Source organism: Amycolatopsis sp. NPDC051372 (assembly GCF_040682095.1).
Lineage (GTDB): Bacteria > Actinomycetota > Actinomycetes > Mycobacteriales > Pseudonocardiaceae > Amycolatopsis.
Map to the genome: position 1 here is coordinate 68,445 of NZ_JBFBAF010000026.1, position 23,764 is coordinate 92,208.

General features: G+C 71.0%; 22 protein-coding genes and 1 pseudogene. 8 read left to right on the forward strand and 15 right to left on the reverse strand.

Features of this window, described 5'->3' with window-relative positions:
* The first annotated feature begins 18 nt into the window (after positions 1–18).
* Entirely contained in the window at positions 19–672 is a 654-nt protein-coding gene (locus AB0M56_RS33820) for a response regulator transcription factor (protein ID WP_364183694.1), read from the forward strand.
* Here AB0M56_RS33820 and AB0M56_RS33825 read toward each other — a convergent pair.
* Positions 669–1,031, reverse strand: a complete 363-nt coding sequence (locus tag AB0M56_RS33825; RefSeq protein ID WP_364183697.1) for a response regulator transcription factor — start codon at positions 1,029–1,031, stop codon at positions 669–671. The two genes, AB0M56_RS33820 and AB0M56_RS33825, sit on opposite strands and share 4 nt — an antisense overlap.
* Positions 1,032–1,407: 376 nt before the next feature.
* Complete coding sequence (locus tag AB0M56_RS33830; RefSeq protein WP_364183699.1) at positions 1,408–2,913, reverse strand: DUF4118 domain-containing protein; 1,506 nt, start codon at positions 2,911–2,913, stop codon at positions 1,408–1,410.
* Between the two features lie 387 nt (positions 2,914–3,300).
* On the opposite strand from AB0M56_RS33830, the gene AB0M56_RS33835 reads away from it, so the two are divergent.
* Both AB0M56_RS33835 and AB0M56_RS33840 read left to right on the forward strand, forming a co-directional pair.
* Positions 3,301–3,507 (forward strand): hypothetical protein, encoded by a 207-nt coding sequence (locus AB0M56_RS33835; RefSeq protein ID WP_364183702.1) that lies wholly within the window; start codon positions 3,301–3,303, stop codon positions 3,505–3,507.
* Positions 3,504–3,695: a hypothetical protein gene (locus AB0M56_RS33840; RefSeq protein WP_364183705.1), complete on the forward strand. Its 192-nt coding sequence runs from the start codon at positions 3,504–3,506 to the stop codon at positions 3,693–3,695. Before AB0M56_RS33835 ends, AB0M56_RS33840 begins: the two co-directional genes overlap by 4 nt.
* A 120-nt stretch (positions 3,696–3,815) precedes the next feature.
* Here the strand turns inward: AB0M56_RS33840 and AB0M56_RS33845 are convergent, their stop codons facing one another.
* Positions 3,816–4,301, reverse strand: a complete 486-nt coding sequence (locus tag AB0M56_RS33845) for a helix-turn-helix domain-containing protein (protein ID WP_364183709.1) — start codon at positions 4,299–4,301, stop codon at positions 3,816–3,818.
* 665 nt (positions 4,302–4,966) lie between these two features.
* Here AB0M56_RS33845 and AB0M56_RS33850 point away from each other — a divergent pair.
* Positions 4,967–5,227, forward strand: a pseudogene (locus AB0M56_RS33850) (cupin domain-containing protein); the annotation flags it as partial.
* 56 nt (positions 5,228–5,283) lie between these two features.
* On the opposite strand, the gene AB0M56_RS33855 reads toward AB0M56_RS33850, so the two are convergent.
* Positions 5,284–5,832: a carboxymuconolactone decarboxylase family protein gene (locus AB0M56_RS33855; RefSeq protein ID WP_364183712.1), complete on the reverse strand. Its 549-nt coding sequence runs from the start codon at positions 5,830–5,832 to the stop codon at positions 5,284–5,286.
* A gap of 120 nt (positions 5,833–5,952) precedes the next feature.
* Between AB0M56_RS33855 and AB0M56_RS33860 the strand changes: the two genes are divergently transcribed.
* The gene (locus tag AB0M56_RS33860) at positions 5,953–6,540 is read left to right on the forward strand and encodes an ABATE domain-containing protein (RefSeq protein ID WP_364183714.1); all 588 of its coding nucleotides are present in this window, start codon (positions 5,953–5,955) and stop codon (positions 6,538–6,540) included.
* 4 nt (positions 6,541–6,544) lie between these two features.
* On the opposite strand, the gene AB0M56_RS33865 is transcribed toward AB0M56_RS33860, so the two are convergent.
* A complete protein-coding gene (locus tag AB0M56_RS33865; RefSeq protein WP_364183717.1) occupies positions 6,545–9,331 on the reverse strand; it encodes a transcriptional regulator in 2,787 nt (928 codons plus the stop codon).
* A 154-nt stretch (positions 9,332–9,485) separates the two neighbouring features.
* On the opposite strand from AB0M56_RS33865, the gene AB0M56_RS33870 reads away from it, so the two are divergent.
* Positions 9,486–10,973, forward strand: a complete 1,488-nt coding sequence (locus tag AB0M56_RS33870; RefSeq protein ID WP_364183719.1) for a sialidase family protein — start codon at positions 9,486–9,488, stop codon at positions 10,971–10,973.
* Between the two features lie 60 nt (positions 10,974–11,033).
* Here the strand turns inward: AB0M56_RS33870 and AB0M56_RS33875 are convergent, their stop codons facing one another.
* From AB0M56_RS33875 to AB0M56_RS33895, 5 genes are all read right to left on the reverse strand, one after another.
* Positions 11,034–12,623 carry an ABC transporter ATP-binding protein gene (locus AB0M56_RS33875; protein WP_364183723.1) on the reverse strand — a complete coding sequence of 530 codons (1,590 nt, stop codon included), beginning with the start codon at positions 12,621–12,623 and terminating at the stop codon, positions 11,034–11,036.
* A gap of 11 nt (positions 12,624–12,634) precedes the next feature.
* On the reverse strand, positions 12,635–13,507 hold the full coding sequence (locus AB0M56_RS33880; RefSeq protein ID WP_364183726.1) for an ABC transporter permease: 873 nt from the start codon (positions 13,505–13,507) through the stop codon (positions 12,635–12,637).
* On the reverse strand, positions 13,504–14,460 hold the full coding sequence (locus tag AB0M56_RS33885) for an ABC transporter permease (RefSeq protein WP_364183728.1): 957 nt from the start codon (positions 14,458–14,460) through the stop codon (positions 13,504–13,506). Before AB0M56_RS33885 ends, AB0M56_RS33880 begins: the two co-directional genes overlap by 4 nt.
* Positions 14,461–14,463: 3 nt before the next feature.
* Positions 14,464–16,095 carry an ABC transporter substrate-binding protein gene (locus AB0M56_RS33890; RefSeq protein ID WP_364183730.1) on the reverse strand — a complete coding sequence of 544 codons (1,632 nt, stop codon included), beginning with the start codon at positions 16,093–16,095 and terminating at the stop codon, positions 14,464–14,466.
* Positions 16,096–16,233: 138 nt separating this feature from the next.
* Complete coding sequence (locus AB0M56_RS33895; protein WP_364183732.1) at positions 16,234–18,024, reverse strand: gamma-glutamyltransferase; 1,791 nt, start codon at positions 18,022–18,024, stop codon at positions 16,234–16,236.
* 70 nt (positions 18,025–18,094) lie between these two features.
* On the opposite strand from AB0M56_RS33895, the gene AB0M56_RS33900 reads away from it, so the two are divergent.
* Together AB0M56_RS33900 and AB0M56_RS33905 are read left to right on the forward strand one after the other, a co-directional pair.
* Positions 18,095–18,967 carry a LysR family transcriptional regulator gene (locus AB0M56_RS33900; RefSeq protein WP_364183735.1) on the forward strand — a complete coding sequence of 291 codons (873 nt, stop codon included), beginning with the start codon at positions 18,095–18,097 and terminating at the stop codon, positions 18,965–18,967.
* Positions 18,968–19,046: 79 nt separating this feature from the next.
* Positions 19,047–20,120: a hypothetical protein gene (locus tag AB0M56_RS33905; protein WP_364183737.1), complete on the forward strand. Its 1,074-nt coding sequence runs from the start codon at positions 19,047–19,049 to the stop codon at positions 20,118–20,120.
* Here AB0M56_RS33905 and AB0M56_RS33910 read toward each other — a convergent pair whose 3' ends face one another.
* The 5 genes from AB0M56_RS33910 to AB0M56_RS33930 form a co-directional block, all read right to left on the reverse strand.
* Entirely contained in the window at positions 20,121–20,786 is a 666-nt protein-coding gene (locus tag AB0M56_RS33910; protein ID WP_364183740.1) for a hypothetical protein, read from the reverse strand.
* Between the two features lie 447 nt (positions 20,787–21,233).
* Positions 21,234–21,500 (reverse strand): hypothetical protein, encoded by a 267-nt coding sequence (locus AB0M56_RS33915; RefSeq protein WP_364183743.1) that lies wholly within the window; start codon positions 21,498–21,500, stop codon positions 21,234–21,236.
* Complete coding sequence (locus AB0M56_RS33920) at positions 21,497–22,357, reverse strand: SAM-dependent methyltransferase (RefSeq protein ID WP_364183746.1); 861 nt, start codon at positions 22,355–22,357, stop codon at positions 21,497–21,499. The genes AB0M56_RS33915 and AB0M56_RS33920 overlap by 4 nt, the downstream gene beginning before the upstream one ends.
* Positions 22,358–22,438: 81 nt before the next feature.
* Positions 22,439–22,594, reverse strand: coding sequence for a hypothetical protein (locus tag AB0M56_RS33925; protein ID WP_364183748.1), 156 nt, complete (start codon positions 22,592–22,594; stop codon positions 22,439–22,441).
* A gap of 168 nt (positions 22,595–22,762) precedes the next feature.
* Positions 22,763–23,596 (reverse strand): EamA family transporter, encoded by an 834-nt coding sequence (locus AB0M56_RS33930; RefSeq protein ID WP_364183751.1) that lies wholly within the window; start codon positions 23,594–23,596, stop codon positions 22,763–22,765.
* Positions 23,597–23,764: the final 168 nt, after the last annotated feature.

Sequence of the window (23,764 nt, forward strand, 5' to 3'; positions counted from 1 at the left end):
GCGAAAGCGGTGGTGGCGATGACGGTGCCACGAGTGGTCCTGGCCGAGGACGACGTGCTGCTGCGCGAGGGCCTGGCCAGCCTGCTCGACCGCTCGGGGTTCGCCGTGGCCGGTCAGGCGGGCGACGCGGCCGCGCTGCTCGACCTCGTGCGGGAGCACCGGCCCGATCTGGTCCTGGTCGACGTCCGCATGCCCCCGACCCACACCGTCGAGGGGCTCGAGGCCGCGCGGACCATCCGTGAGGAGCTGCCCGAGATCGGCATCCTGGTGCTCTCGGCCCACGCCGACGTCGACCACGCGATGGAGCTGCTGGCCGGCGGCCGCGGCATCGGGTACCTGCTCAAGAGCCGGGTCGCCGACGTGGGGGAGTTCCTCGACACGCTCCGGCGAATCGCCAAGGGCGGCTCGGTCGTCGAGCCGGCGCTGGTGCGGGAGCTCGTCGAGGCCCGCCACCGCAACGACCCGCTGGCCGCGCTGAGCGCCCGTGAACGCGAGGTGCTGGGCCTGATGGCCGAGGGCCGCTCCAACGCCGGGATCGCGCGCCGGCTCTGGGTCACGGAAGGGACCGTGGAGAAGCACGTACGCAGCGTGCTGGCCAAGCTGGACCTGCCGGAGACCACGGACGACCACCGCCGCGTGCTGGCGGTGCTGGCCTACCTCGACAACCGTTAGCCGGTCGTGCCGAGCAGGCCGTGGATGGCCCGCGCCGACAGGATGGCCTTGGGCAGGAACCCGACCGCGGGACCCTCGGCGATCACGTCGCGGTAGTCCTCTTCCTCGTGGGTCGAGATCACGATGATGCGCGACGAGCCGCCGGCATCCGTGCGCGCCAGGCGCCCGACCAGGTCGAGACCGCTCTCGCCGCCCAGGTCGATGTCGACCAGCACGACGTCGGGGCGTAGCTCGTCGACGGACCGCAACGCTTCCGCTCCGCCCCGGGCCACCCCCGCGACCGTGACTCCCTCACGCTCCAGCAGCCGACGAGCCGCGGCCAGGAAACCCGGACTGTCGTCGACGATCAGGCACCGCACGTATTCACCCTCCCAGAACCGCGCAGTACGCGCATTCCCGCTAACCGGTACGGCCACGACCGGTCACCCCGTCCGCGTACACCTCGTCGAGCTGATGCAACCGGATGCGCCGCAGCGACTCCGCGAAAGTGCAGGCGCCGTACCAGAACCAGCCGCAGGCGTCGCAGTGGCTGTGCCAGCGCCCGCACCGGGTGCAGTACCTGTTGTTTGCGTGGTGGTGGACTGTCATGACCGGACTTCTTCCCGAGGAACCCTTGTTGCCTCCGTCTGGTCACCCAGTGTGGTGCCTCGAGGGGCTCGCCGTCGTCACGGCGAGCGGGAATCCCCGGGCCCGGCCAGCGGGGTAGCTCACCTACCGGCTGGCCGGTACGGCCGCTCAGCTTGCCTGCCTGACCAGCGGGAACTCGGCGCGCAGCGTCGTGCCGTCGGCGGGTGGGCTGTGGAGGAAGATCCGCCCGCCCAGCGCTTCGACGCGGTCCTTCAGCCCGGCCAGCCCGGTGCCGCGGGCGAAGTCGGCGCCGCCCGCGCCGTCGTCGTGCACGACGATGCGCAGCACGTCGGCGCGGGTCTCCACGACGACGGTGATGGCGGTGGCCTGCGCGTGCTTGGCCGCGTTCGTGAGCGCCTCGGCGACGACGTAGTACGCGCCGACCTCGATCGGCTCGGGGAGCCGGCCGTCGGCGCGGACGTCGAGGTTGATGGTCTGCGGCGAGCGGCGCGCGAGGGCCTTGAGCGCGGGCACGAGGCCGAGCTCGGCCAGCAGCGCGGGGTGGATGCCGCGAGCCATCTCGCGCAGCTCGTCCAGCGCGTCGGACAGCCCGTCGGCGATGCGGTCGAGCTCCCCGCGCGCCTCGAGGGACTCGTCGGGGATCAGCGCCTGGACCGCGCGCACCTGCAGGGAGAGCGAGACGAGCTGCTGCTGGGCGCCGTCGTGCAGGTCGCGCTCGATGCGCCGGCGGGTCCGGTCGGCGGTGGCGACGATGCGCGCTCGGGAGGCCTGGAGCTCGGCGCGGGCCTCGGCGTTTTCGATCGCGGTGGCGACGAGCTCGGTGAAGCTGGCGATCTGCGCCTCGGTGTTGTCCGGGAAGCGTTCGGCGCTTTTCGTCGATGCGGCGATCACGCCCCAGAGCCGGCCGGACGCCACGATCGGGCAGCCGACGGACGAGCGGATGCCAAGGCTGCGGGCCTCGCGCGCGATCGCGCCCGTCTCGCCGGCGAAGCTCGCGAGTCGTACCGGTGCGCCCGTGACGCGCACTTCGCGCGCGACACTGAGCCCGTCGAGCTCGATCTTCGTCCCGACAGCCAGGTGCACGGGCACCCGGGTCCAGGCGGCGACGCCGGTGACGGTGCCGTCCACTTCGTACCGTTCCATGCGGGCCAGGTCGGCGTCGCAGAGCAGGCCGACCTCACGCGTCACGGCTTCGAAGACCTCCGGCGGCGAGACCGATTGGGCGACGAGCGTCGCGACGCGGCGCAGGGCCGACTGCTCGTCGGTCAGGCGTTCGGAGATCAGGGCCGTGCGCTGTAGTCGTGACGCGAGGGTCCCCACTACGACCGCGGTGATGAGGAAAACGCCCAGCGCGACCGCGTTCTGGGCGTCGATGAGCTGCAGGCCGGAGGGCGGCGGGGCGAACAAGGTCGCGTAGACGACGACGCTCAGCAACGAGGTGCCCACCGCCAGGGCGGTTCCCCAGATCACGGCGACCGGCAGCACCACGACCAGGTACAGCATCAGCAGGGACACCGAGTCCACGTGCGGTTCGAGCAGCAGCGCGATACCCGTGACGGCGGCGACGGCGACCACTGCGGCGAGCGCGCCGCTGGAGCGCCGCCGCATGAGCTCTCCGGTTCGGCGGCGCTGCACCATCGTTTCGTTGGACACGCCGCAACACCCATCCTGAGGATAGGCGCCGCCCGCGCGCACAGCCAGCCCCCGGCCCGCGGGCGAAAGTCCGGGTAGCGGGGGCGGGGGACTCCAGGTGGCAGGAATGCGGACCGGAGCCGGTCCCGGCAATCCTGTGAGGACTCGAAAGCCATGGCGGTAGCCGGCACCGGGACGTGAAGATGTCGCCCGCCCCCGAGATCTGCTCCGGATCGGAAGGTGGAAGCGTGATGCGTCAGCACGGCTTGCCCGACCGGGGACGCGCGGTCGCCGCCCGCCGCGTCACGGCCGGACCTCGGCAGCGGACGCGGTCGGGCCGGCTGCCGCGCAGCTGCCCCACGACCGTGCTCGTCGCTCGGCGCCTCACGAACGCGGAGAGGACGATCCATGCCTGAGCAGTTCTCCCGCTGGGGTTTGCAGCTGTTCGGCTGCCCGTGCTCCGTGTGCGGCCGCCCGGCCGAGCGCCTGTGGTTCCTCGCCGACAGCCGCGTCGTCTCGCACCCCGGCGGCGGGCCGCTGTGCCGGCTGCCGAACCCGCAGACCGACGAAGACGTCTCGGCGCCGGTCGTCTCGCGAAGAATGAGTGCGGCGTGACCGAATACGTGGGACGGCCGAACTGGTGGTCGAGTGATCGGCTGCTGGGCTGGGACGACTTCGACCTGCGCGGCCAGGCGGCGCGGCTCGGACTGCCGACCGGCTGGCTGCTCGACCGGGCCGAGCGCGGCTCGGGTGAAGGTGCGCCACAGCGCGCCGATTGCCAGGCAATCCCTGGCGGACAGTGAAAACCGGGACGGACCGCCGTCCCCGCAGCTACCCGGCCGAGGTCGTGTGTCCCCCGCCCCGCGACGTCGGCCGGGTTCCCAATTCGCGAGTGGCGATGCGGGTTCCCGCACGGGCGGACATCACGGCCGCACCCAGGTCTCGTTAGGCACGACGGCGAGGGCTTCGAGGTCGAGCGGCTCACCGGAGTCGGTGTGGGGCGCGACGCTGACGGGTTTTCCGGAGCAGCGCTCGACGATCCGGACCGGACCGCCGTCGGGCTGCAGGTGCTTGTCGGCCCACTGCATCAGCGCGAGCACGACCGGGAAGAGATCGCGGCCCATCGGGGTGAGCACGTATTCGTCGCGCGGACGTGAGCCGGGCTCCCGGTAAGGCTGCTTCTCGAGCGCGCCGAGCTCCACGAGCTGCTTGAGCCGGGCGGCCGCGACGCTGGGGGAGAGGTCCGTGCGGTCGACGAACTCGTCGAAGCGCGTCGTGCCGTAGAAGGCCTCACGCAGCACGAGCACGGTCGCGCGGGCGCCCACGACATCGATCGCCTTGGTGATCGAGCAGTTCTCGGTCAGCCATCCGCGCCGGTCGGTGACCGCGCCCTCCAGAGTCATCGCCATGCGGTGAGTCTACCCCTGAGTTGCGATCGCCGAAGTCAGCTGCGTAGAGTCTGACTTCGACAATTCGAACCCAGCAGGGGGATCACCGATGCAGGCGGACTGGACTTACGCGACGGCCGGCGAACTGTCCGCTGCTCTGCGCGCGGGCAAGGTGAGCGCGGTCAAGCTGACGGAGTCGGCGATCGCGCGCATTGAGAAATACGACCCGGAGCTCAACGCGGTGTGCGTGCGCGACTTCGGTCCCTCCGGCGAGGCCGTGGCTCTCTGGGCAGCGGCCGACGACCACCCAGCCGGGCTGGGCCACGTTTCCCGATCCGTTGGCGCCCCGAGCGGTCGCGGCCCGCAACGCGATCGTCCACGACGCCGACGGAAGGCCGGTGATCGGAAAGACCCTGGGCGACGGCATCGAGCACGTGGCCGCGACGCGCCGGGGCGAGCCTGGTCCAGGCGGACGGACCGGACCTGCCCGCCGCGACCCGCGTCGTCGGGCGCGGGCCGGACCTGCACTTTCTCCTTGACCGCGACTGGCTGCGGCTGGCCGTCGAGGACCTCCCCGGCGAAGGGCTGCGATAGCCGGCTGACCGGCGACGTCACGACGCTTCCGCCGCCGAGCGCCGGCGCGTCTACAGGCCGGCCGACGGCATGAGCGTCTACCTGGCTTCTCCCGATACGAGTCGCACGCTGCTGTCGGGCATCGCCCTGCTGGAGCCGTGCACGACGGTAAAGAATGGGTCCACGTCGTGCGCGGCGCGGTGCAGCTCACGCTCGACGGCGGGGAGTCCGAAGTGGACCTCGAACCCGGCGACAGCGTCTATCTGCGCACGGGCCGGCGGCACCGCTTCGCGAACCGCGGAGATGTCGCGGCGGAGGTGATCACTGTGCTGTCGCAGGGCGGGTTCCCCGGTGGCGGTCCGGTGGCCGACTGAAATCTGTGCGCTGAGCGGGGTTCGAGCCTGGTTCGGCTCGAACCCCGCTCGCGAACTCAGTCGTGCTGGTGGGGCTGCACGACGGGGAACTCGTTGTCGGTGTCGGCGACGATGTTGAAGTAGTTCGTGAGGATGTTGAGCGCCAGGTTGGCGATGACCTCGCCGATCTCGGCGTTGGTGACGCCGGCTTCGCGCACGGTCTTGAGGACGGTCTCGTCGATCGTGCCGCGGCCGCGGGCGATGGCGTCGGACAGGGTGAGCAGGGCGGCGACGTGCTCGTCGGCCGAGTCGGCGCGGCGGGCGCGCTCGATCTCGTCGGCGTCGAGCTTGGCGACCTTCTTGCCGAGCATCGTGTGCGCCGACAGGCAGTAGGTGCACTGGTTGTATTCGGCGGTGGCGAGCGCGAGGCGTTCGCGGACCGCGGCGGGCAGCACGCCGCCGGCGAGCGCGCCGGACAGGCCGAGATAGCCCTTCAGGAGCGCGGGGCTGCTCGCCATGGTCTTCGCCATGTTCGGAATCGCGCCCATGTTCTTCTTCGTCTCGGTGAGCAGGACCGCGGCCTGGCCGGTGGCGTGTTCGAGCTCGATCTGGGGCAGCGTCGACATCTCGGAACCTCTCTAATGTTTGAAACTTGTGTAACCGTTAGGCCAAGGTGGCATGAGCCGGCTGGCGCTGTCAAATGGTTGTGACTCAGACTTCCATTAGGGAGTGGTAGTGTGGGTGCCATGACGACCGCTGCCCTGCTCGGCGAACCACTCCCGGTGGAGCTGATGAACACCGTGAACGCGGGCCGCGACGGCGTGACCGACGCGCTGACGGACGAGGCCGACGTCGCCGGTTGGCTGGCGGCGGTCGCCCCTCGTCTCGAGACCGAGGCCGGCGTGGCGCTCGACGGCGACTCAGCGCCCGTCGCCGACCGGCTTCGACGCTTGCGCGACGCCCTGCGCGCGCTCGCCGCCGAAGCCACGGACGACCCTCGCCCGGTCGCGGTCGAGGTGGCCCGGGCCGAGGCGCTGGCCACGCTCAACGACCTGGCCCAGACCCGCGCCGAGCTCGTCTGGCCCGAGGACGGCGAGCCCGCGCGCGTGCTGCGTTCGGGCGGCACCCCGGCCGAACGCGCTGTGGCATTCCTGGCGCACCAAGGCATCGACCTGCTCGGCAGCGACCAGCGGCAGAAGCTGCGCGCCTGTCTGGCGCCCAACTGCCTGCTGTTTTTCGTGAAGGACCACTCCCGGCGTGAGTGGTGCTCGGCCGGGTGTGGAAACAGGGCGCGCGTTCAGCGGCATTACCAGCGTCACCACGCCAAGAGCTGACGGGCTACGCGCCGTTGTCACTCCGAGCGGCGTCCGGCGGGTTGACGACCGGCAGGTCCCACGCCCGGCGGAACGCGCTGATGGTCAGCCACGCCAGTCGGGCGTTGACCGGGAAGAGCTGCCGGACCGATGTGAGGGTGTCGAACGACGAGTCTCCCTCGCCGCGTCCGCGTTCGAGATCCGCCGGGCCGAACGCCGGGCCGAACACTTCGAGGACGGTGCCGAGGTAGTACAGGTGCCCGAGCGTTTCGAGCTGAAGCCGGTGCAGTGCAACGGTTCCGGTCGTCACCGCAGCGGTGACCGGCGGCTGAGCCGCGGCCGTCAGCAGCGAAGCGCCCTCAGCCACGGCATGGGCGTCGACGTGCCGGACCAGCTCGCTCACGGCGATGTCGTCGAAGGTGTCGCGGCCCACGACCGTGCGCAGGGCCGCCCGCTTGTCCCGCAGTTCCTCCCCGACGAGCCGGCGCGCCACGTCGGCCAGCTGCCCGGCCGAGCCGAGCACCTGCCGCGTCACGCGGATCAGCTCGCGCGGCAGCCCACCGGAGAGGCAGTGCGCCAGGCACACGAACGGTTCGGGCAGCCCCAGCACCCGCCGGTTCAGCAGCTGCCGCGCGTCGTCGAGCCGCAGGTATTCGAGCCGGAAGATGCTGTCGAACGTGCTGTCGAAGGCGTCGCGCACCGGCAGGCCGCGCCGTTCGAACGACGCCAGCGCGTCCTCCGACACCGAGACCAGTAGCAGGAACCCGGGAACGTCGAACGTCAGCACCGCCTTGATCTCGTTGACGAAATCCTGGGCCGCCTCCGCCGAGACGATCTTGTCCAGCTCGTCGAGGATGACGACCACGGACGGCGTGGCCATCTGCGGCAACCCGCGGACGCAGTCGACGGTCAGGCCGAGGAAAGCGCTGAACTGGTGCACGATCTGCGGATACGTCAGCGGCTGCCGGGTGGTCTCCCGAGAGCCGCTCACGCCGGCTTCGGCACCGACCGGCAGGCCGACTTTGCCCGACCAGCCCGACGTGTGCTTCTGCTGATAACGGATCCGGCCGAGGTTGCCCTCCGCGACCGCCTTCAGCCCCCGCACGTCACCGGGTTCGAGCCGGGGTTGCTCGTGCACCTCCGCCGGCTCCGGTGGCGAGACGCGGCGGCGGCGCCGCGCCAGAGTCGCGACACCGGCCACGCCCAGCAGCGTCACGAGCGTCCACCAGTTGGCCGTGAGCCAGGTTCGTAGATCGGCCTGCGGACTGCGCAACGTCAGCGACCCGAGGACACCGACCATGACCCACGCGACCACCACAGCGGCGAACGGCCACGCCCGACGCAGCACGGGCCACACCGCCGCCCACCGGCTCGGCCGATCCGCCGCCTCGGCGCCCTCGGACTCACAGAACTTGATCACCGCTTCGCACACCCGCGCGTAGAGGTGCAGCACGAACTCGCGCGCGTCGTAGCGCACCGGGACGCTTTCCAGCAAGGCGATGTGCACGCGGTTCGGGTCCAGGAACCGGCCCGCCTGGTACGCCTCCAGCAGCGTCGACTTGCCCACGCCGCGCGGGCCCGCCATCCCGACCGCGCCGCCGCGGATGCCCGAGAGCAAGGACCGCAGCCGCCTGGCCGCGTCGGTGTCCAGGAAGACCTGCTCACCGGGGCGCATCTGGCCGAGCGCACCGCGATCGAGCTCGGGCAGCTCGGTGCTGAACGGCGGGTCGAGTACCGCGGCGAGGTGCAGCCGCACGCTCTGCTCGACCTGCGCCACAGCGGCTTTCGTCCACTCCTGGCTCGCCGTTTCGCGGGCCAGCTCCAGCTGGTCGTGGCGGCGGGTCCACGCGGGACTGCCGAACCGGGCGGGATCCCGCGAGAGCCGCGCGGGCACGGAGCTGAGCAGGAGCGGACCGCCGAAGACCGCGATCAGCGAACACAGCAGGTCGGCCACCAGCCACGCAGCCCAGTCCCCGCTCGCCGCGGTGAACACCGGGCTGAGGATCGCGGCCGCCGCCACCGTGACGAGCAGTTCCCGCCAGACGACCGGACTCGGGACGCGCCGGCCCGGCGGCTCGTCCTTGAGCTTCAAGAACGCGATCGCCATCACCATGAACAGCAGAAAAGCGGTGACGAGGCCGAGGGCAACCCAGACGATCACTGCCCAGAACGGGCCCATGCTCTCGCGCGAAGACGGCCACAGCCGCAGGATCAGCAGCAGGTACGTCGTGGCGAAGCCGGTCAGTAACGGCCAGCCCGCACCGCCGAGGGCCGGTTCGCCGGTCAGCCGCCGACCCGCCCGCGCGACGGCGAGGTACGCCGGCCGGAGCAGGGCGAATCCCGCGACCACGACGGCGGCCGACACCCAGAAGTGCGCGGTCGGGCTCAGCGGGGTCTGGAGCAGCTGCCAGACGACGACCGGCACCAGGACACCCAGCCACAGTGCGGAACCCAGCAGCGCGTGGGCGGCCTTGTCGCGCGGGTCGGGCTGCCCGGCCGCCTGCTGGGGCGGGGTTTCGTGTGCTTCGAGTGCCTGGCGCGCCTGGCGCAGCACGGAGATCTGCTCGTTGGTCTCGCTGAGCAGCGTGTCCGAGTCGCCGGTGACCTGCTGCACGACCTTCGCCCGAACGCCCTCATCCCGCACCCGGTGAGCCACGGCCACGTCCGGGGATTCGGCGAAAAAGCCGAGCATGGCCTCGGCCATGGGCTTGATCAACTTGCGCAGCTCTTCGACGAGCTCGTCACGGACCGGTTCGGCGTTCTTCGCGGGTTCCGGGAGGGCATCGGCGAGAGACTGTGGCGGCGCGGTCACAGCGGGGAACTCTATCGGGGCGAACGCCCCCACATCGGCGATTCCGGAAACTTCGACCTTCTGGCGCGCTGCGAACAATCGCCGTTGTACGTCGCTTGTACGGTCCGCCGCGATCCTGGCCGCACTTCAGAGGAGTCAGGACGGAGCCGGGATCATGGGATTGAGACGTTTCGCGACGGGGGTGCTGGCGGCCGCCGCCGCGGCGGCGGGGCTGGGGGCGCTGCCCGCCGCGCCCGCGTCGGCCGACGTGGCGAGCACGGTGGTGTTCCAGGCGAACACCGGCGGGTACGACTGTTTCCGCATTCCCGCGGTGGTCAAGGCGCACAACGGCGACCTGCTCGCCTTCGCCGAGGGACGGCACACGGGGGCCGGCTGCGCGGACATCGGTGACGTGGACGTGGTGCTCAAGCGGTCGAAGGACAACGGCAAGACGTGGAGCGCGTCGACCATCGCGGTGCAGGGATTCGGCGACACCAAGGACAACGCGGTGCCGATCGTGCTGCCGACGGGCCGGGTCGTGCTGCTGACCGAGATGCAGTGCGTGAAGTCGGCCGCCTGCGGGCGGGTGCCACGCGTGAGTTACAGCGACGACAACGGCGCGACCTGGACAGCCCCCAAGGCGCTCACCGCGCAGCTCGGCTTCACCACCGCGCCCGGCTGGCTCGCGACCGGCCCCGGCCACGGCATCGTGCTGCAGCACGGAACGCACGCCGGCCGGCTGGTGGTCGGCATGAGCTACCAAGCGAACACGTCGAGCGCAGACGTCGGCGCGCTCATCTACAGCGACGACCAGGGCGTCACCTGGCACCTGGGCGCGAGGGACGAGGCCACCGACCCGAACACGCTGAACCCGCAGGAGATCAGCGTCGCCGAGCTCGCCGACGGACGCGTCTACGCGGCCGCGCGCAACGACCACTACTCGAAGCCCGCAGACGCCTGCGCCATCCACAACCGCGCCTTCGCGATCAGCTCCGACGGCGGGGCGACGTTCGACAAGAAGTTCGCCGTGGAGACCGGTCTGACGACCCCGCAGGTGCAGGCGTCCGTGCTGGAGATGAGCGCCACCACGGCCAGCGGCGCGTACGATCGGCTGCTGTTCGCCGGACCGTCCACTTGCGACCGTCGTAAGGAGCTGCGCGTGCGCTCGTCCTTCGACGAGGGCGGCACGTGGACGAGCGACGCGAACAGTCTGCTCGTGTGGGGCCACGACGCGTCCTACACCGACCTGATCTCGCTGAGCCCGACGTCGGTCGGCCTGCTGTACGAGGCCGGCCCCGAGTTCCAGGCCGACGCCGGTATCCGCTGGTCCACGGTGTCGGAGACCCAGCTCGGCGCCCCGGCCTGCGGCACCGGCTACGGCGTGATCGACTCGGCCCCGCTGGGCACGACGGGCACCGCGTACCTGTCCTACAACGCGGCGAACGGCCAGAACTGCGTCAGCACCATGAAGAAGACCGGTGCGGGCACGCCTTCTCAGACTTCGGCCTACCTGCAGGTGGAAGGCGCGACGCGGAAAACGGACTCGGGCGCGTTCTCCTACTACGCCGGCCCGGTGGCGGCGGCCGCGGCGGGCAAGTGCGTGCAGTGGGGTGGCGCGATCGGCGCGGACAAGTACGACAGCCCCCTCGAACACTGCGGCTGATCGGACACTGCGGCTGAAACCGGGGTCCTCCGGCTCGGCAGGCCGGAGGACCCCCGCCTGTCACAGCGTGACCGCGCCGGCCCCGGGCACGGCATCGAGCAGCTGCCGGGTGTACGGATCGGCCGGCGAGGACAGGACCTCGCCGACCGGCCCGTGCTCGACGACACGGCCGGCCTGCATCACGAGCACGTCGTGGGCCAGCGACCGGACCACGGCGAGGTCGTGGGAGATGAACAGGTAGCTCAGCCCGAGTTCCTCCTGCAGGTTCCGCAGCAGGCCGAGGATCTGGTCCTGCACCAGCACGTCCAGCGCCGACACCGGTTCGTCACACACGACCAGCCGGGGACGTACCGCCAGCGCGCGGGCGATGGCGACGCGCTGGCGCTGGCCCCCGGACAGCTCGTGGGGATAACGCTGGGCCAGCGCGGCGGGCAGCGCGACCTGGTCGAGCAGCTCCGCGACCTGCATCCGCCGCGACGCGCGGTCGCCGACGCCGAACGTCCGCAGCGGCTCGGTGATCAGCCGCTCGACCGTCCACATCGGATCGAGCGACGCGTACGGGTCCTGGAACACCGGCTGCATCGCACGCCGGGCGGCCCGCAGCCGGGCGCCGCGCAGGCCGACGACCTCGGCGCCGTCGAGGCGGATCGTGCCGGACGTCGCGGGCACGAGGCCGAGCACCATGTGCGCGGTGGTGGTCTTGCCCGAACCGGACTCCCCGACGATCGCCGTGGTCCGCCCGTGCCCGACGGTGAACGACACGTCGTCCACGGCAAGCAGCGCACCACCGCCGCCGCGCACGCGGTACTCCTTCGCCACGTGCGACACCTCGAGCACCACGTCGGCGGCCGCCGAGGCCTCGTGCATCGGGCCGGTCAACGACGGAGCCGCCGCCACCAGCCGCTGCGTGTAGCCCTCCCTCGGCTCGGTCAGCACCCGGCGCGCCGGGCCGGTCTCGACGATCTTGCCCTCGGACATCACCACGACCCGGTCGGCCCGGTCCGCCGCCAGCCCCAGGTCGTGCGTGACCAGCAGCAACGCCGTGCCCAGCTCCTGCGTGAGCTTCTCCAGGTGGTCGAGGATCTGCCGCTGCACGGTCACGTCGAGCGCGGAGGTCGGCTCGTCCGCGATGAGCAGGTCGGGCCGGCAGGCCAGGCCGACCGCGATCAGCACGCGCTGGCGCATCCCGCCCGAAAACTCGTGCGGGTACTGCCGTGCCCGCCGCGCCGGTTCGGGGATCCCGGCCTCGCCGAGCAGTTCCACCGCCCGAGCCCACGCCTCCCGGCGCGAGCACATCCGGTGCGCCACGAGGGTTTCGGCGACCTGCCGGCCCACCCGCGCCACGGGGTTGAGGTTGGACATCGGGTCCTGCGGCACCAGCCCGACCTCGCGTCCGCGCAGGCGGCGCAGCCGTTTCTCCCCGGCGTTTGTGAGGTCCTCGCCGCGCCACCGGATCGCGCCGCCGGTGACGCGCCCGGCGCCGGGCAGCAGGCCGATGACCGCGTGCGCAGTGGTGGATTTGCCGGAGCCGGACTGCCCGACGACGGCCACGCGTTCGCCCGGTGCCATTTCGAGGCTCACGCCCCGCACGGCCGGGGTGCGGCCGAAGGACACCTCGAGGTCACTGATTTCCAGGAGCGGTTCGGTCATCGTGGTCCCCTTCACCGCGTGCTCTTCGGGTCCAGCGCGTCGCGCAGGGCGTCGCCGAACAGGTTGAACCCCAGGCAGATCAAGGCGAGCGCGATCCCGGGGAAGATGCCCGGCCAGGGGGTGCGGAACAGGTACTGCTGCGCGTCCGACAGCATGATCCCGAGGCTCGGCGCGGGCGGCTGGATGCCGAGGCCCAGGAACGACAGCACCGCCTCGCCGATGACCGCGACCGGCATGATCACCGTGGCCTGCACGATGATCGCCGAAGCGGCGTTGGGCAGCACGTGCTGCCCGAGGATCCGCCACGGCCCGGCGTGCATCGTGTTCGCGGCGAGGACGAAGTCGGTTTCCTTGAGCCGCAACGTGTCGGCGCGCACCACACGGGTCATCGTCGGGATCTGTGCGATGCCGAGCGCGATCGCGGCGTTGGTGAGGCCGCCGCCGTTGATCGCGGCGAGCCCGACGGCGACGACCAGGAAGGGGAACGCCAGCATGAGGTCCGCGAGCCGGGAGATCAGCGCGTCGAGCCACCGCCAGTACCCGGACAGCAGCCCGAGCGGCACGCCCACGAGCACGGCGAGCAGCACCGACAGGGCCCCGACCTCCAGCGACGCGCGCGTGCCGTAGAAGACGCGGGAGAGGATGTCGCGGCCGAGGTCGTCGGTGCCGAGGGCGAACCCGACCGTGCCCGGCTGCTGGAACGGCGTCTCGAAATGCACCTCCGTCGGCGCGTACGGAGCCAGCAGCGGCGCGAACACCCCGGCGATCACGACGATCAGCAGCAGCACGCCGCCGATCACGCCCAGCGGGTTGTGCAGAAGCCGTCGCGTCACACGACCGTGGACACGGGCCAGTAACGCGGGGGTTTCGGCGGCGATCGTCATCGGGTCCTCCCGGAGACTCGCAGGCGTGGGTCGATGACCGTGTAGAGGAAGTCGACGAGCAGGTTGATCACGATGTAGGCCGTCGTGATCACGAGGACCACGGCCTGGATCACCGGGTAGTCGCGGGTGAAGACCGAGTCGAGCGTCAGCTTGCCGATGCCCGGCAGGCTGAAGATGCGCTCGGTGACCACGGCGCCGGCGATGAGCCCGCCGAGCTGGAGCCCGACGATCGTGGTGACCACGATGAGGCTGTTGCGCAGGCCGTAGCGGAAGATCACCGCGGTGCGCCCGAGTCCCTTCGCCCGCGCGGTGCGCACGAAATCGGCGGTGAGTGTCTCGACCATCGAGGAGCGGGTTTGCCGCTGCACCACCGCCGCGTGCGTGAGGCCGAGGATCACCGCGGGCAGCGTGAGGTAGTAGATCCCGCGCAACGGCTGGTCGAACGGCGAGACGTAGCCGGACGCGGGGAACCACCGCAGCTGCACGGACAGGTAGAGCACGGCGAGGATGCCGAGCCAGAACGTCGGCACCGACAGCGCGAACAGCGAGAAGCCGTTGGCGCCCCATTCGGGCCAGCGACCGCGGAACACTGCCGCGACGACGCCGGCGAGCACGCCGATCAGGACGGCGACCAGCATCGCGAACACCGCGAGCTGCACTGTCACCGGCAGGGTCGCGCCGATCATCTCCCGAACCGGCGTCCCGGTGCGCACGGACTTGCCGAAGTCACCGGTGAGCGCGTGGCCGACGAACTTGAAGTACTGCACCGGCAACGGGTCGTCGAGCCCGAGCTGCGCCCGTACGGCCGCGATGGCGGCGGGGTCGGCTTCCTCGCCGGCCATCGCCGTGGCGGGGTCACCGGGCAGCGCGCGCACGCCGACGAACACCACGATCGACGCGAGCACCAGGGTCAGGGCGGACTGCCACAGGCGGTGGAGCAGGTAACGTCCCACGGCTCAGCCCTCCTGACTGTCGGTGAACGCGGCCTTGCCGAGCCGGACCACCCCGTCGGCGTACACCTGGATGCCGGTGACGCGGGTGGAATGCACGGTGAGGTTGCGGACCCGGTAGGTGTAGACGATCGGGTTCTGCTGCTGGATCAGCTGCACGGCCTGCCCGTAGAGCGCGGCACGCTGCTTCGTGTCGATGCTGCGTGCGGCGCTCGACAGCAGGTTGTCCAATGTGGAGGAATTGAAGCCGCCGTAGTTGCCGCCCGAGCCGGTGGAGAGGAAGCGCGCGGTGTTGGCGTCCGGGTCGATGCGGCCGGACCAGCCGAGCATCAGCGCCTCGAAGGTGCCACGTTTCTGCACGTCCAGCAGGGTGGAGTACTCGACCGGCACGATCTGCACGTCGAACCCGCCCTCGGCGACGCTGGCCTGCAGGGCCTGGGCGTATCGCAGCTGGTCCTGGGTGTTGGTCACCTGCAACGAGATCGGGAACGGCACGGGCACACCGGCCTCTTTCAGCAGCTGCCGCGATTTGGCGGGATCGAACGGCGGGCAGGCGTTGCTGGCGGCCGACGAGTAAGGCGTTTTCGGGGCGACGGGGGAGCAGGCGGGATCGAACCAGTTGTTGAAAACGGTGTCGACGAGCGTCTGCCGGTCCAGGGCCAGGGAGAACGCGAGGCGGATGCGGGGATCGTTCGCGATGGGTTTGTCGATGTGCTTCGTGGGTTTGCCGACGCCGTCGACGTTCCCGGTGTTGAAGGTGACGCTCTGGTAGCCCAGGGAAGGGGATTGCAGCACCTTGAGATCCGGGTCCTGTGCGAGCGCGTCGACGTCCTGGGGCGAGATCGTGTCGGCGACCTGGATGTCACCCGAGCGCAGGTTCGCCGCGCGAATGTTGGCGTCGGTCATGATCCGGTAAGTGATCTTGTCGAGGTGGACGTCTTTGGCGTCGTAGTACAGCGGGTCGCGCTCGACGTCGATCTCGGTCTGCGGCACGCGTTTCACGAACTTGAACGGGCCGACGCACACGGGGTTCTCGCCGAAGTCGTCGCCTTCTTTCGCGAGCGCGGCAGGCGACATGATCATGCCGGCGCGGTCGGCCAGCGCCGCGGTGATCGGCGCGAAGGGTTTCTTGTAGTGCAGCACGACGTGGCTCTTGTCGGGCGCGTCGATGCGGCTGATCGGGCCCATTTCGCTTTTGCGCTGGGAGGTTTTGAGCTCGAAGTGCCGGCGCAGGCTCGTCGCCACAGCCGGCGCGTCGAACGGGGTGCCGTCGGCGAAGACGATGCCGGTGCGCACGGGGATCGTGACGGTGAGGCCGTCGGGAGAGATGACCGGCAACGCGGTGGCCAGCTGCGGCACGATGGTGCTGGTGTCGTCGATGTCGTAGAGCTTTTCGCAGATCGTGGTCATCACGTAGCGCGTGTAGAGCGAACTGGACGTGGTGGGGTCGAGTTTGTCGGGCTCGTTGGACAGGCCCATGACGAGGTCGCCGCCGCGCTGGACCGTTCGGTTGCCGACAGGGGTGCCGAAGTCGTCGCGGTGCTCGCTGCGAGCGCTCGCGTGTTGCACGGGTACGCACGCCGTGAGTGTCAGCACCGCCAGCCCGGCCAGGAGGGGGAGCAGGGACCGAGGAGACATGGCGAACAACGTACGTCGGTTTTTCCCCCACTCGATTTCTGGCTGGTTAATGCGTGTTAAATCGTTATTCGCCGAAAATGGACATGCCGAAAAGCGGGCCCGGGAATCGGGTCCGCTTTTCGGCGGGATGTGCGGTGATTATCGCCCGGCGGCGTACCCCTGCATTCCGCGGGGGTTCGCGGCGGCCGAGAGGACGCCGGTCTCCGGATCGCGGGCGACGGCGCACAACCTCCCTTCGGACCAAGGTTCTCCGACAGTCACGAGGTGGCCTCGGCGCTCCAGTTCGGCGATGATGTCATCGCCGATCCGCGATTCCACGGTGACGCTGCCGGCCACCATCGCGCGCGGATAGAACGAGCCGGGGAAACTGTCGGTGTGCCAGTTGGGCGCGTCGATCGCGCCCTGCAGGTCGAGGCCGCTGCGCACTTTTTCGCGCAGCGCGACGGCGAGGAAGAAATGCGCGCTCCACTGGTCCTGCTGGTCGCCGCCGGGGGTGCCGAACGCCATCACGGGCACTCCGTCGCGCGAGGCCAGCGACGGTGTGAGCGTGGTGCGCGGGCGCTTGCCCGGGGCCAGCGAGTTGGGCAGGCCGGGGTCGAGCCATGCCATCTGCAGCCGGGTGCCGAGCGGGAACCCGAGCTGCGGGATGACGGGGTTGGACTGCAGCCAGCCGCCACTCGGCGTCGCGGCGATCATGTTGCCCCACCGGTCGACCACGTCGAGGTGGCAGGTGTCGCCGCGCGTCGCCCCGTCCTTGGCGACGGTCGGCTCACCCGCGCCGGCGGCCGTGGCCACGGCGCCGCCGCTCGCCACGTACCGGGCGTGCTTGCTCAGGCGTGGTTCCCGGCCGTCGGGGCGGCCCGGGCGCAGCTCGTGCGACGCGCGTTCGCCGATCAGCTTGCGGCGGGTTTCGTTGTAGGCGGGAGAAAGCAGCGTGGTGATGTCGACGTCGGCGCTGTCGCCGTACCAGGCTTCGCGGTCGGCCATCGCGAGCTTCGTGCCCTCGATGAGAGTGTGGTAGTAGTCCGGCGTGGCGTAGTCCAGGCCGTCCGCGTCCGGCAGGAGCGCGAGCTGCTGCAGCAGCGTCGGGCCCTGGCTCCACAGGCCGGCTTTCGCGATGGTCCAGCCGTTCCAGGTGAACGTGACCGGGTCCTCGTAGGTCGCGCGAAAGGCGGCGAGGTCGTCGCCGGTCAGGGTGCCGGCGTGGCGTTCGCCCGAGGTGTCCATGGTGGGCTTCGCCGCGAACTCGGCGATGGCTTCGGCGATGAAGCCCTCGCGCCAGACCTTTCGGGCGGCTTCGATCTGCGTCTCGCGGCTCGCGCCGGCGGCTTCGGCCTCGGTGATGAGGCGACGCCAGGTGTTCGCGAGAGCGGGGTTCTTGAAGAGCTCGCCGGGCTTCGGTGAGCGTCCGCCGGGGAGGTAGAGCTCGGCGGAGGTGGTCCACTCGGTCTCGAACAGCTCGCGCACGGTCTCCACGGTGGCGCCGACGCGATCCACGGCGGGGTGGCCGTTCTCGGCGTAGGAGATCGCGTACTTGAGGACCTCGCGCAGCGGCTTCGTGCCGTGGTCGTGCAGGAGCAGCAGCCACGCGTCGACCGCGCCGGGCACCGCGGCGGCGAGCGGCCCGGTGCCGGGCACGAGGTCGAGGCCGAGCGAGGTGTAGTGCTCGATCGTGGCGCCGGCCGGCGCGCCGCCCTGTCCACAGAGGACCTTCGGCGTGCCGTCCGCCGGGGCGACGATCATCGGCACCTCGCCGCCAGGGCCGTTGAGGTGCGGCTCGACGACGTGGAGCACGAACGCGGCCGCGACGGCGGCATCGTAGGCGTTGCCGTCGTCTTCCAGCACGGCCATCGCGGCGGCCGAGGCGAGCCAGTGGGTGGACGACACCATTCCGAAGGTGCCCTGCAACGTGGGACGGGTCTGGAACATCCCTGCATCGTCGCGCGTACGTCGGCGTACGTCAAAGACATGTATGACACCGTTGCGATAGCCTGACGCTATGGAACGTCGGCAGCTCGAGTACTTCGTCGCGATCGTCGAGCACGGCGGCTTCACCCACGCGGCGCGGGCGCTGCGGGTGGCCCAGCCGTCGCTGTCGCGCGCGATCGCCAAGCTGGAGCACGAGCTGGGTGTGGCACTGTTCCACCGCGTCGGCCGCAACGCCGTGCTCTCCAGCGCGGGCGAGTTCATGGCCGACCGCGCGCGGTTGGTTCTCCGCGACCTCGACGCCCTGCGCGCCGCGGCCCGGGCCGTCGGCGACGGTCTCGCCGGGCGCGTCGACGTGGCAGCCACGTCGTCCTCCGCGCTGGAACCGGTGATCAGCATCATCGCCGACCTGCGCGAACGTCACCCGGGCGTGCTGGTGAGCACCTCCTCGGCGCTGTCGGCGGCGGAGGTCGTGGCGATGGTCCTGCAGGGCCGCTGCGAGGCCGGGGTGTGCGGCAGCGCGGAGCGTCCGACCGGCCCCGGCTTGGTGGCCCACCACCTGCGCGACGAGGAGTTCCTGCTGGTCGCGCCCCCAGGCTCGGGCGTGGGCGACCCGGTCGAGTGGTCCGACCTGCGCGGCATGCGCTTCGTCGTCACCAAACCCGCCACGGCCGTGCGCGCGCTGTTCGACCGCATCGCCGCGACCGTCCCGGACGTCTCCATCGCCGCCGAAGTGGGCGACCGCAGCGTCGTCCTCCCGATGGTCCTGCGCGGCATCGGCGCCGGCCTGATGCCCGACGGCTGGACCGACCTGGCCCGCCGCGCCGGCGCGGAAGTGGTGCGCTTCTCGCCGGCTGAACGACTGCCGCAGTGGCTGGTGCACCGGTCCGGGCCGATTACGGCGGCTACGCAGGCGTTTCTCGACACGACGTTGGCGGCGCGGTAGTCGCGTTCAGTCTTGTGGTGGATGGTCACGTGGGAGTCTGCGATCTACCGTCGATCGAGTAGCGGGTCGGGTGCGCTCGGTGACGGGAGTGACTGTGGTCCAGCCTGGTGACTTCTCCGCGTTGGTGGCCCTCCGCGCGAAGGAAGGCGAGCTGACCGCGCTTGGCGAGCTCCACCGAGCCGATCAACTCCGGCTGGTTCAGCCGCTGCTCCAGTTCGACGCCGACGGAACACCGACGAAGCAACTCGACGATGTCGAAACGGCTGTCCGAATCCTCCACAACCTCGGCCGGGTGGCCATGCTCGACGCTACCGACGTCGCGGAACATTCGGGCTACGGCGCGGCCGGAGCCCTCGGCGGCCTGACCGACCGCCTCACCCACCAGGCTGATCTCTTCCAGCCGATCGCCTTCATCCCCGTGGTTCGCAGCGATCTCGCCGCGACGCGGATCGCCCCGCTCGGGCGGCTCTGCCGGGAGCTGGGTGCCGGCGGCGCGCTGCGAATCCGAAGACCCACGCCGGATGCGGGGCGTCTCGGGCGCCTGCTCGAGATGCTTCGCGTGGACCCGGAGGACCTCGACCTGATCGTCGATCTCGAGTACCTCCCGGAACTGACCTCCGACGCAATCGCGCACGCGCAGCGCGTTCTGGGGACTTCAGCGTCGTTCGGCGGGTTCCGGTCGACGAGCCTGCTGGCCGGTTCGGTGCCGCCCGCGTTGTCGCAGACCGAGGTCTGGGAGGCTCCGCGAGTCGAAGAAGCGGCGTGGGACACGCTGGTTCGAGCCGGGGCACAGGGCCTCCGGTTCGGAGACTACGGCGCGGTGCACCCGGGTTCGGGCCCTGCGTTCCCGCCGCGGCACGTCACCCTCAGGTACACCTGCTGGGACCACTGGCTCTACTCGCGCGAGCGCATCCCCAAGCCGGACGCGGAAACCGGCGAGACGCATTCGGAACCCCCTCGGAACCGCACCTTCCGAGCGGTCTGCCGCCACGTGGTGGAGTCCGAAGGCTTCGCCGGTGCCGAATTCTCGTGGGGCGACCGGGCCATTCGCGAAGCCGCGGAAGGCCGAGGCCACGGCCTCGGCTCCACCAGCAAACCCGTCGCCTTCGCGACGTCGCACCACTTGGCTCATCTGGCGAGCCGCGCGGCGTGATCAGCTGAACTTGGCCGAAGCCACCATCCCGTCGAAAGCCGCGTCCTGGGCGGGGGTGCTGGCGTGTTCGACGATGAGGATTTTGCTGGTGGGCAGCCACCACATGCGGACCTGGTTGTTCTGCGCCGGGTCCTTGCAGGTTTCCTGGAAGCGCGCGTATTCGGCCTTCTTCGGGCCGACCGGGGCGAAGCCGTGCTCCAGGACCGCGCCGCCGGTGGCTTCGGAGGCGACGCCGGGGTCGGCGGACGGGCCGATGCACGTGGGGACGTCCGTGCCGGGGTACCAGCCGAACGCGCGGGTCGAGCTGGGAAGGTTGATCATGCCCTCATCGGCGGCCTGGCGCAGATCCAGGATCTTGCCCGCGCAGGCGAAGGTGGCCGACTGCAGGCAGCCCTCGTAGCCGGGGTCGCGCGACTCGACGGCGTACTGCGTGCCGGCAGGGAGGGTGACGGTCATGGTGGCGACGGTCGCGGTGACGCCGTCGGTGGAGGGGTAGGACGGTTGCGTGGAGGGGACGGGGGAGCCGGTGCCCGGCGAACCGCCGAGCTGACCGACCTCACCCGCCGCGCTGGGCTGCGCTTGGCCGGTGATGGTCTGCGTGCAGGCCGTCAACGCCATCGTCGCCGCCAGTGTGACGGTTGCCAGAAACCAGGATCTTCTTCGCACCGCTACCCCTTTCCTCAGGCCTCCGGTGACTTCGACGTCGACGAGCGGCGCCGGTTCCGGTGCAGGCCAAAGGTTAGGCCACGGTGCCGGGCCGTCCGCAGAGTGCGCTCGCGGGTGGCCCGGGGTGCGGTCAGCACTCGTTCACGCCGTCGGATTCGTCGTGCCACTCGTCGACCCGGCTGTCGCCGTCGGGGGCCGTTCATGTTGTAGAACAGGGATTTGGTCCCGTTGGCCTGGTTGCTCCGCACTGCGGAGACCCGGTCGTTGCAGGGTTGTCCGGGGGTTGTCCGCGTCTTCTGGGAGCGGTGTGGGTGACGATCAGTTGGTCCTCGGTGTCCGACAGGTACAGGGATTCGTAGCCCAGCACCAGAAGTCGCGCGCGGGTGCCGCAGGCAAGTCAACCTGCGCCACGGCATCCTCGTCCCGACCGGGCAGCCGCCTTGAGGCTCAGCCGAACATCGCGCGGTGGCGGCCCACAAAATCCGCGAAGTCGGATGCCGGCCGGTCCGTGAGGGCGGCGACGGTCGTGGTCACCGTGTCGGCACCGCCGTCGCGGCAGACGCGGGCGGCAGCGTCTCGGGCTTCGCGAGATCGAGCGTCACCGCCGGTTGTCCGGACTCGAACGCGCGAGCGGTAGGTCGCCGCGGCGTCCGCGCCGAGCAGGGCGATCAGTGCCGAGCCGACGTTGCCGCCGGCGCCGGTCACGAGGATCACGGCTTGCGCGCGATGCCGCCGACGATGAGGCGCTGGGCTACGTTCATCCCGGACAACAGGGGACCAGCCGGCCACCAGGCCGCCAGCGGCACGATCTCCGGCTCGGCGCCCGGGCCCTGCGGCACGAGCTCGAGACCGTGGAACAGCTCCCGGATCTCCGCGCGCGTGCGCATGGTGGCCCCGCCGAGCGCGCCGCTGCGGACGGTCTCGATGAGCTGCTCCATCGCCTGCGCGTCGTCGGAGCCGTCGTGCGGGTCGAGGATGTGGGAGATCACCACGAACGAACCCGGCGGCAGCCGGTCGATGAACTCCTGCGTGACCTCGGCCGGGCGGCCGCGGTCGCCTTTCCAGTGGTGCAGCGTCGCGACGAACAGCAGCGCGATCGGCCTGGTCCAGTCCAGGTGCCCGCGCACCACCTCGTCGTCGAGGATGCTGGCGGGCCGGTAGATGTCGCCCTCGACGTAGCGGGTCCGCTCGTTCTCTTCGAGCAGCGCGCGGCCGTGCGCGGTGACGACCGGGTCGAAGTCGGTGTACACGACCTTTGCTTCGGGGCTGACGCGCTGCACGACCTGGTGCACGTTCTCGGCCGTCGGCAGGCCCGAGCCGCAGTCGAGGTACTGGTCGATCCCGGCGTTGCGCGCGAGGAAGGTGCACGCGCGGATGAGGAACGCCCGGTTCTCGACGGCGAGGTCGCGCACCTCCGGCATCTTCTCCGCCAGCTCGCGGGCGACCTTGCGGTCCACCTCGTAGTGCGTGTTTCCGCCAAGCAAGTAGTCGTACACGCGCGCGACGCTCGCCCGGTTCGGGTCGACGCCTGGCGGGCTGTCGAGTGCCGATCGGTCCGCGTGCTGCGACATCCGGGTGCCTCCTCGGTTTGCGTGGCGGGTGCGACACCGAGGGTAGGGGTTCGCAGGTCACCGCGTAAAACCGGGAGCGGTTCACGCGGCGCGCGGAACGGCCTTCGCGGCCGTTGCGACGCGGTCGCGCAGCCGGCGGTGGCCGGGGTCGTCGGTGTGGCGCGGGCTCCAGGACATCGCCTCGGTGATGTTGCCGACGATGCAGCGCACCGAGTACCAGGTGGATGGTCCGCTCACCGAGCTCGCACGGCAGGTCCGTGGCCGCGGCGACACCGCCGAGCTCGCCGTCCGTGCGCCGAGGCCGAGTCGAAGTCGCACTACACCTCGGTGAAGTACCAGCCGGAGTACGTGCGTGAGCGGGACGTGCGCGACGGGTACTTCAAGCCGGCCTGGCGCCGGGCAGGGTCACGGCTGGCCGAGCGTGATGGCCGTGACCCCGGCCGCGGCGATGGCGAGGCCGGTGATCTGCGGGCGGCTCCAGCGTTCGTGCAGCAGGCCGCGCGCGAGGACGATCGTGATGGCGGGGTAGAGCGACGTGATGACCGCGACTACGGCCAGCTGGCTCGCCCCGGTGGCCGCGACGAACAGCAGGTTGGCCGCACCGCCGAGGATGCCGGCGGCGGTCGCCGGCCACCACGCGCGCGCCCACGACGTCGGACGCAGCCAGATCGCGGCGATCACAAGCAGGAGCACGCCGACGGATTGGCCCGCGACCAGTGGCCAGCTGCCCGCCGCCGTGCCCGCGCGGTCGAGGCCGATGAACAGGACGCCGAACCCCGCGCCGGCGATCACGCCCTCGACCAGGCCGGACCGCCTGCGTTCGGTGTCGTCGCCCTGGTGTTGCGAGACCAGCGCGATGGCCGGCAGCACCAGCGCGATGCCCACCCACGACAGCCACGCCAGCCGGTCGCCCGTCGCGAACCCGACGAGCGCGGGCAGCGCCGCCGCCAGCACCGCGGAGACGGGCGCGACCACGCTCATCCGCGCCGTGGAGAGGCCCCGGTACAGGGCGAACGTGCCGACCGCCGTGCCGAGCCCGCTCACCGCGCCCCATGCGAGCTCCTCGGCGTGCGGGGCGCGCGGCCCCATCACCAGCACGGCGATCAGGGCCGCGAGCAGGCTCCACGGCTGCGCGAGGACTGTGACGGCGTTCGGGTCGCTGCGCCGCCCGCCCACGCCCGCGACGAAATCGGAAGCGCCGTAGCTGAGCGCGGACAACAACCCCAGGAGGACACCCACGCGTCCATTCTGCCGAGTTCCCGCCGGGCCGGGATCGCGGCGTCGGTGAGTGCGCTGGTGGGCCTCGGCGGAACGGCTTCCGGCCGGGCCGGCCTCGCACACCGAAGGCTCGGCGCACGATCTCGCCGCCAGCGAGCCCGGAGCGCCGCGCGCCGCCGCGCCCAGGGC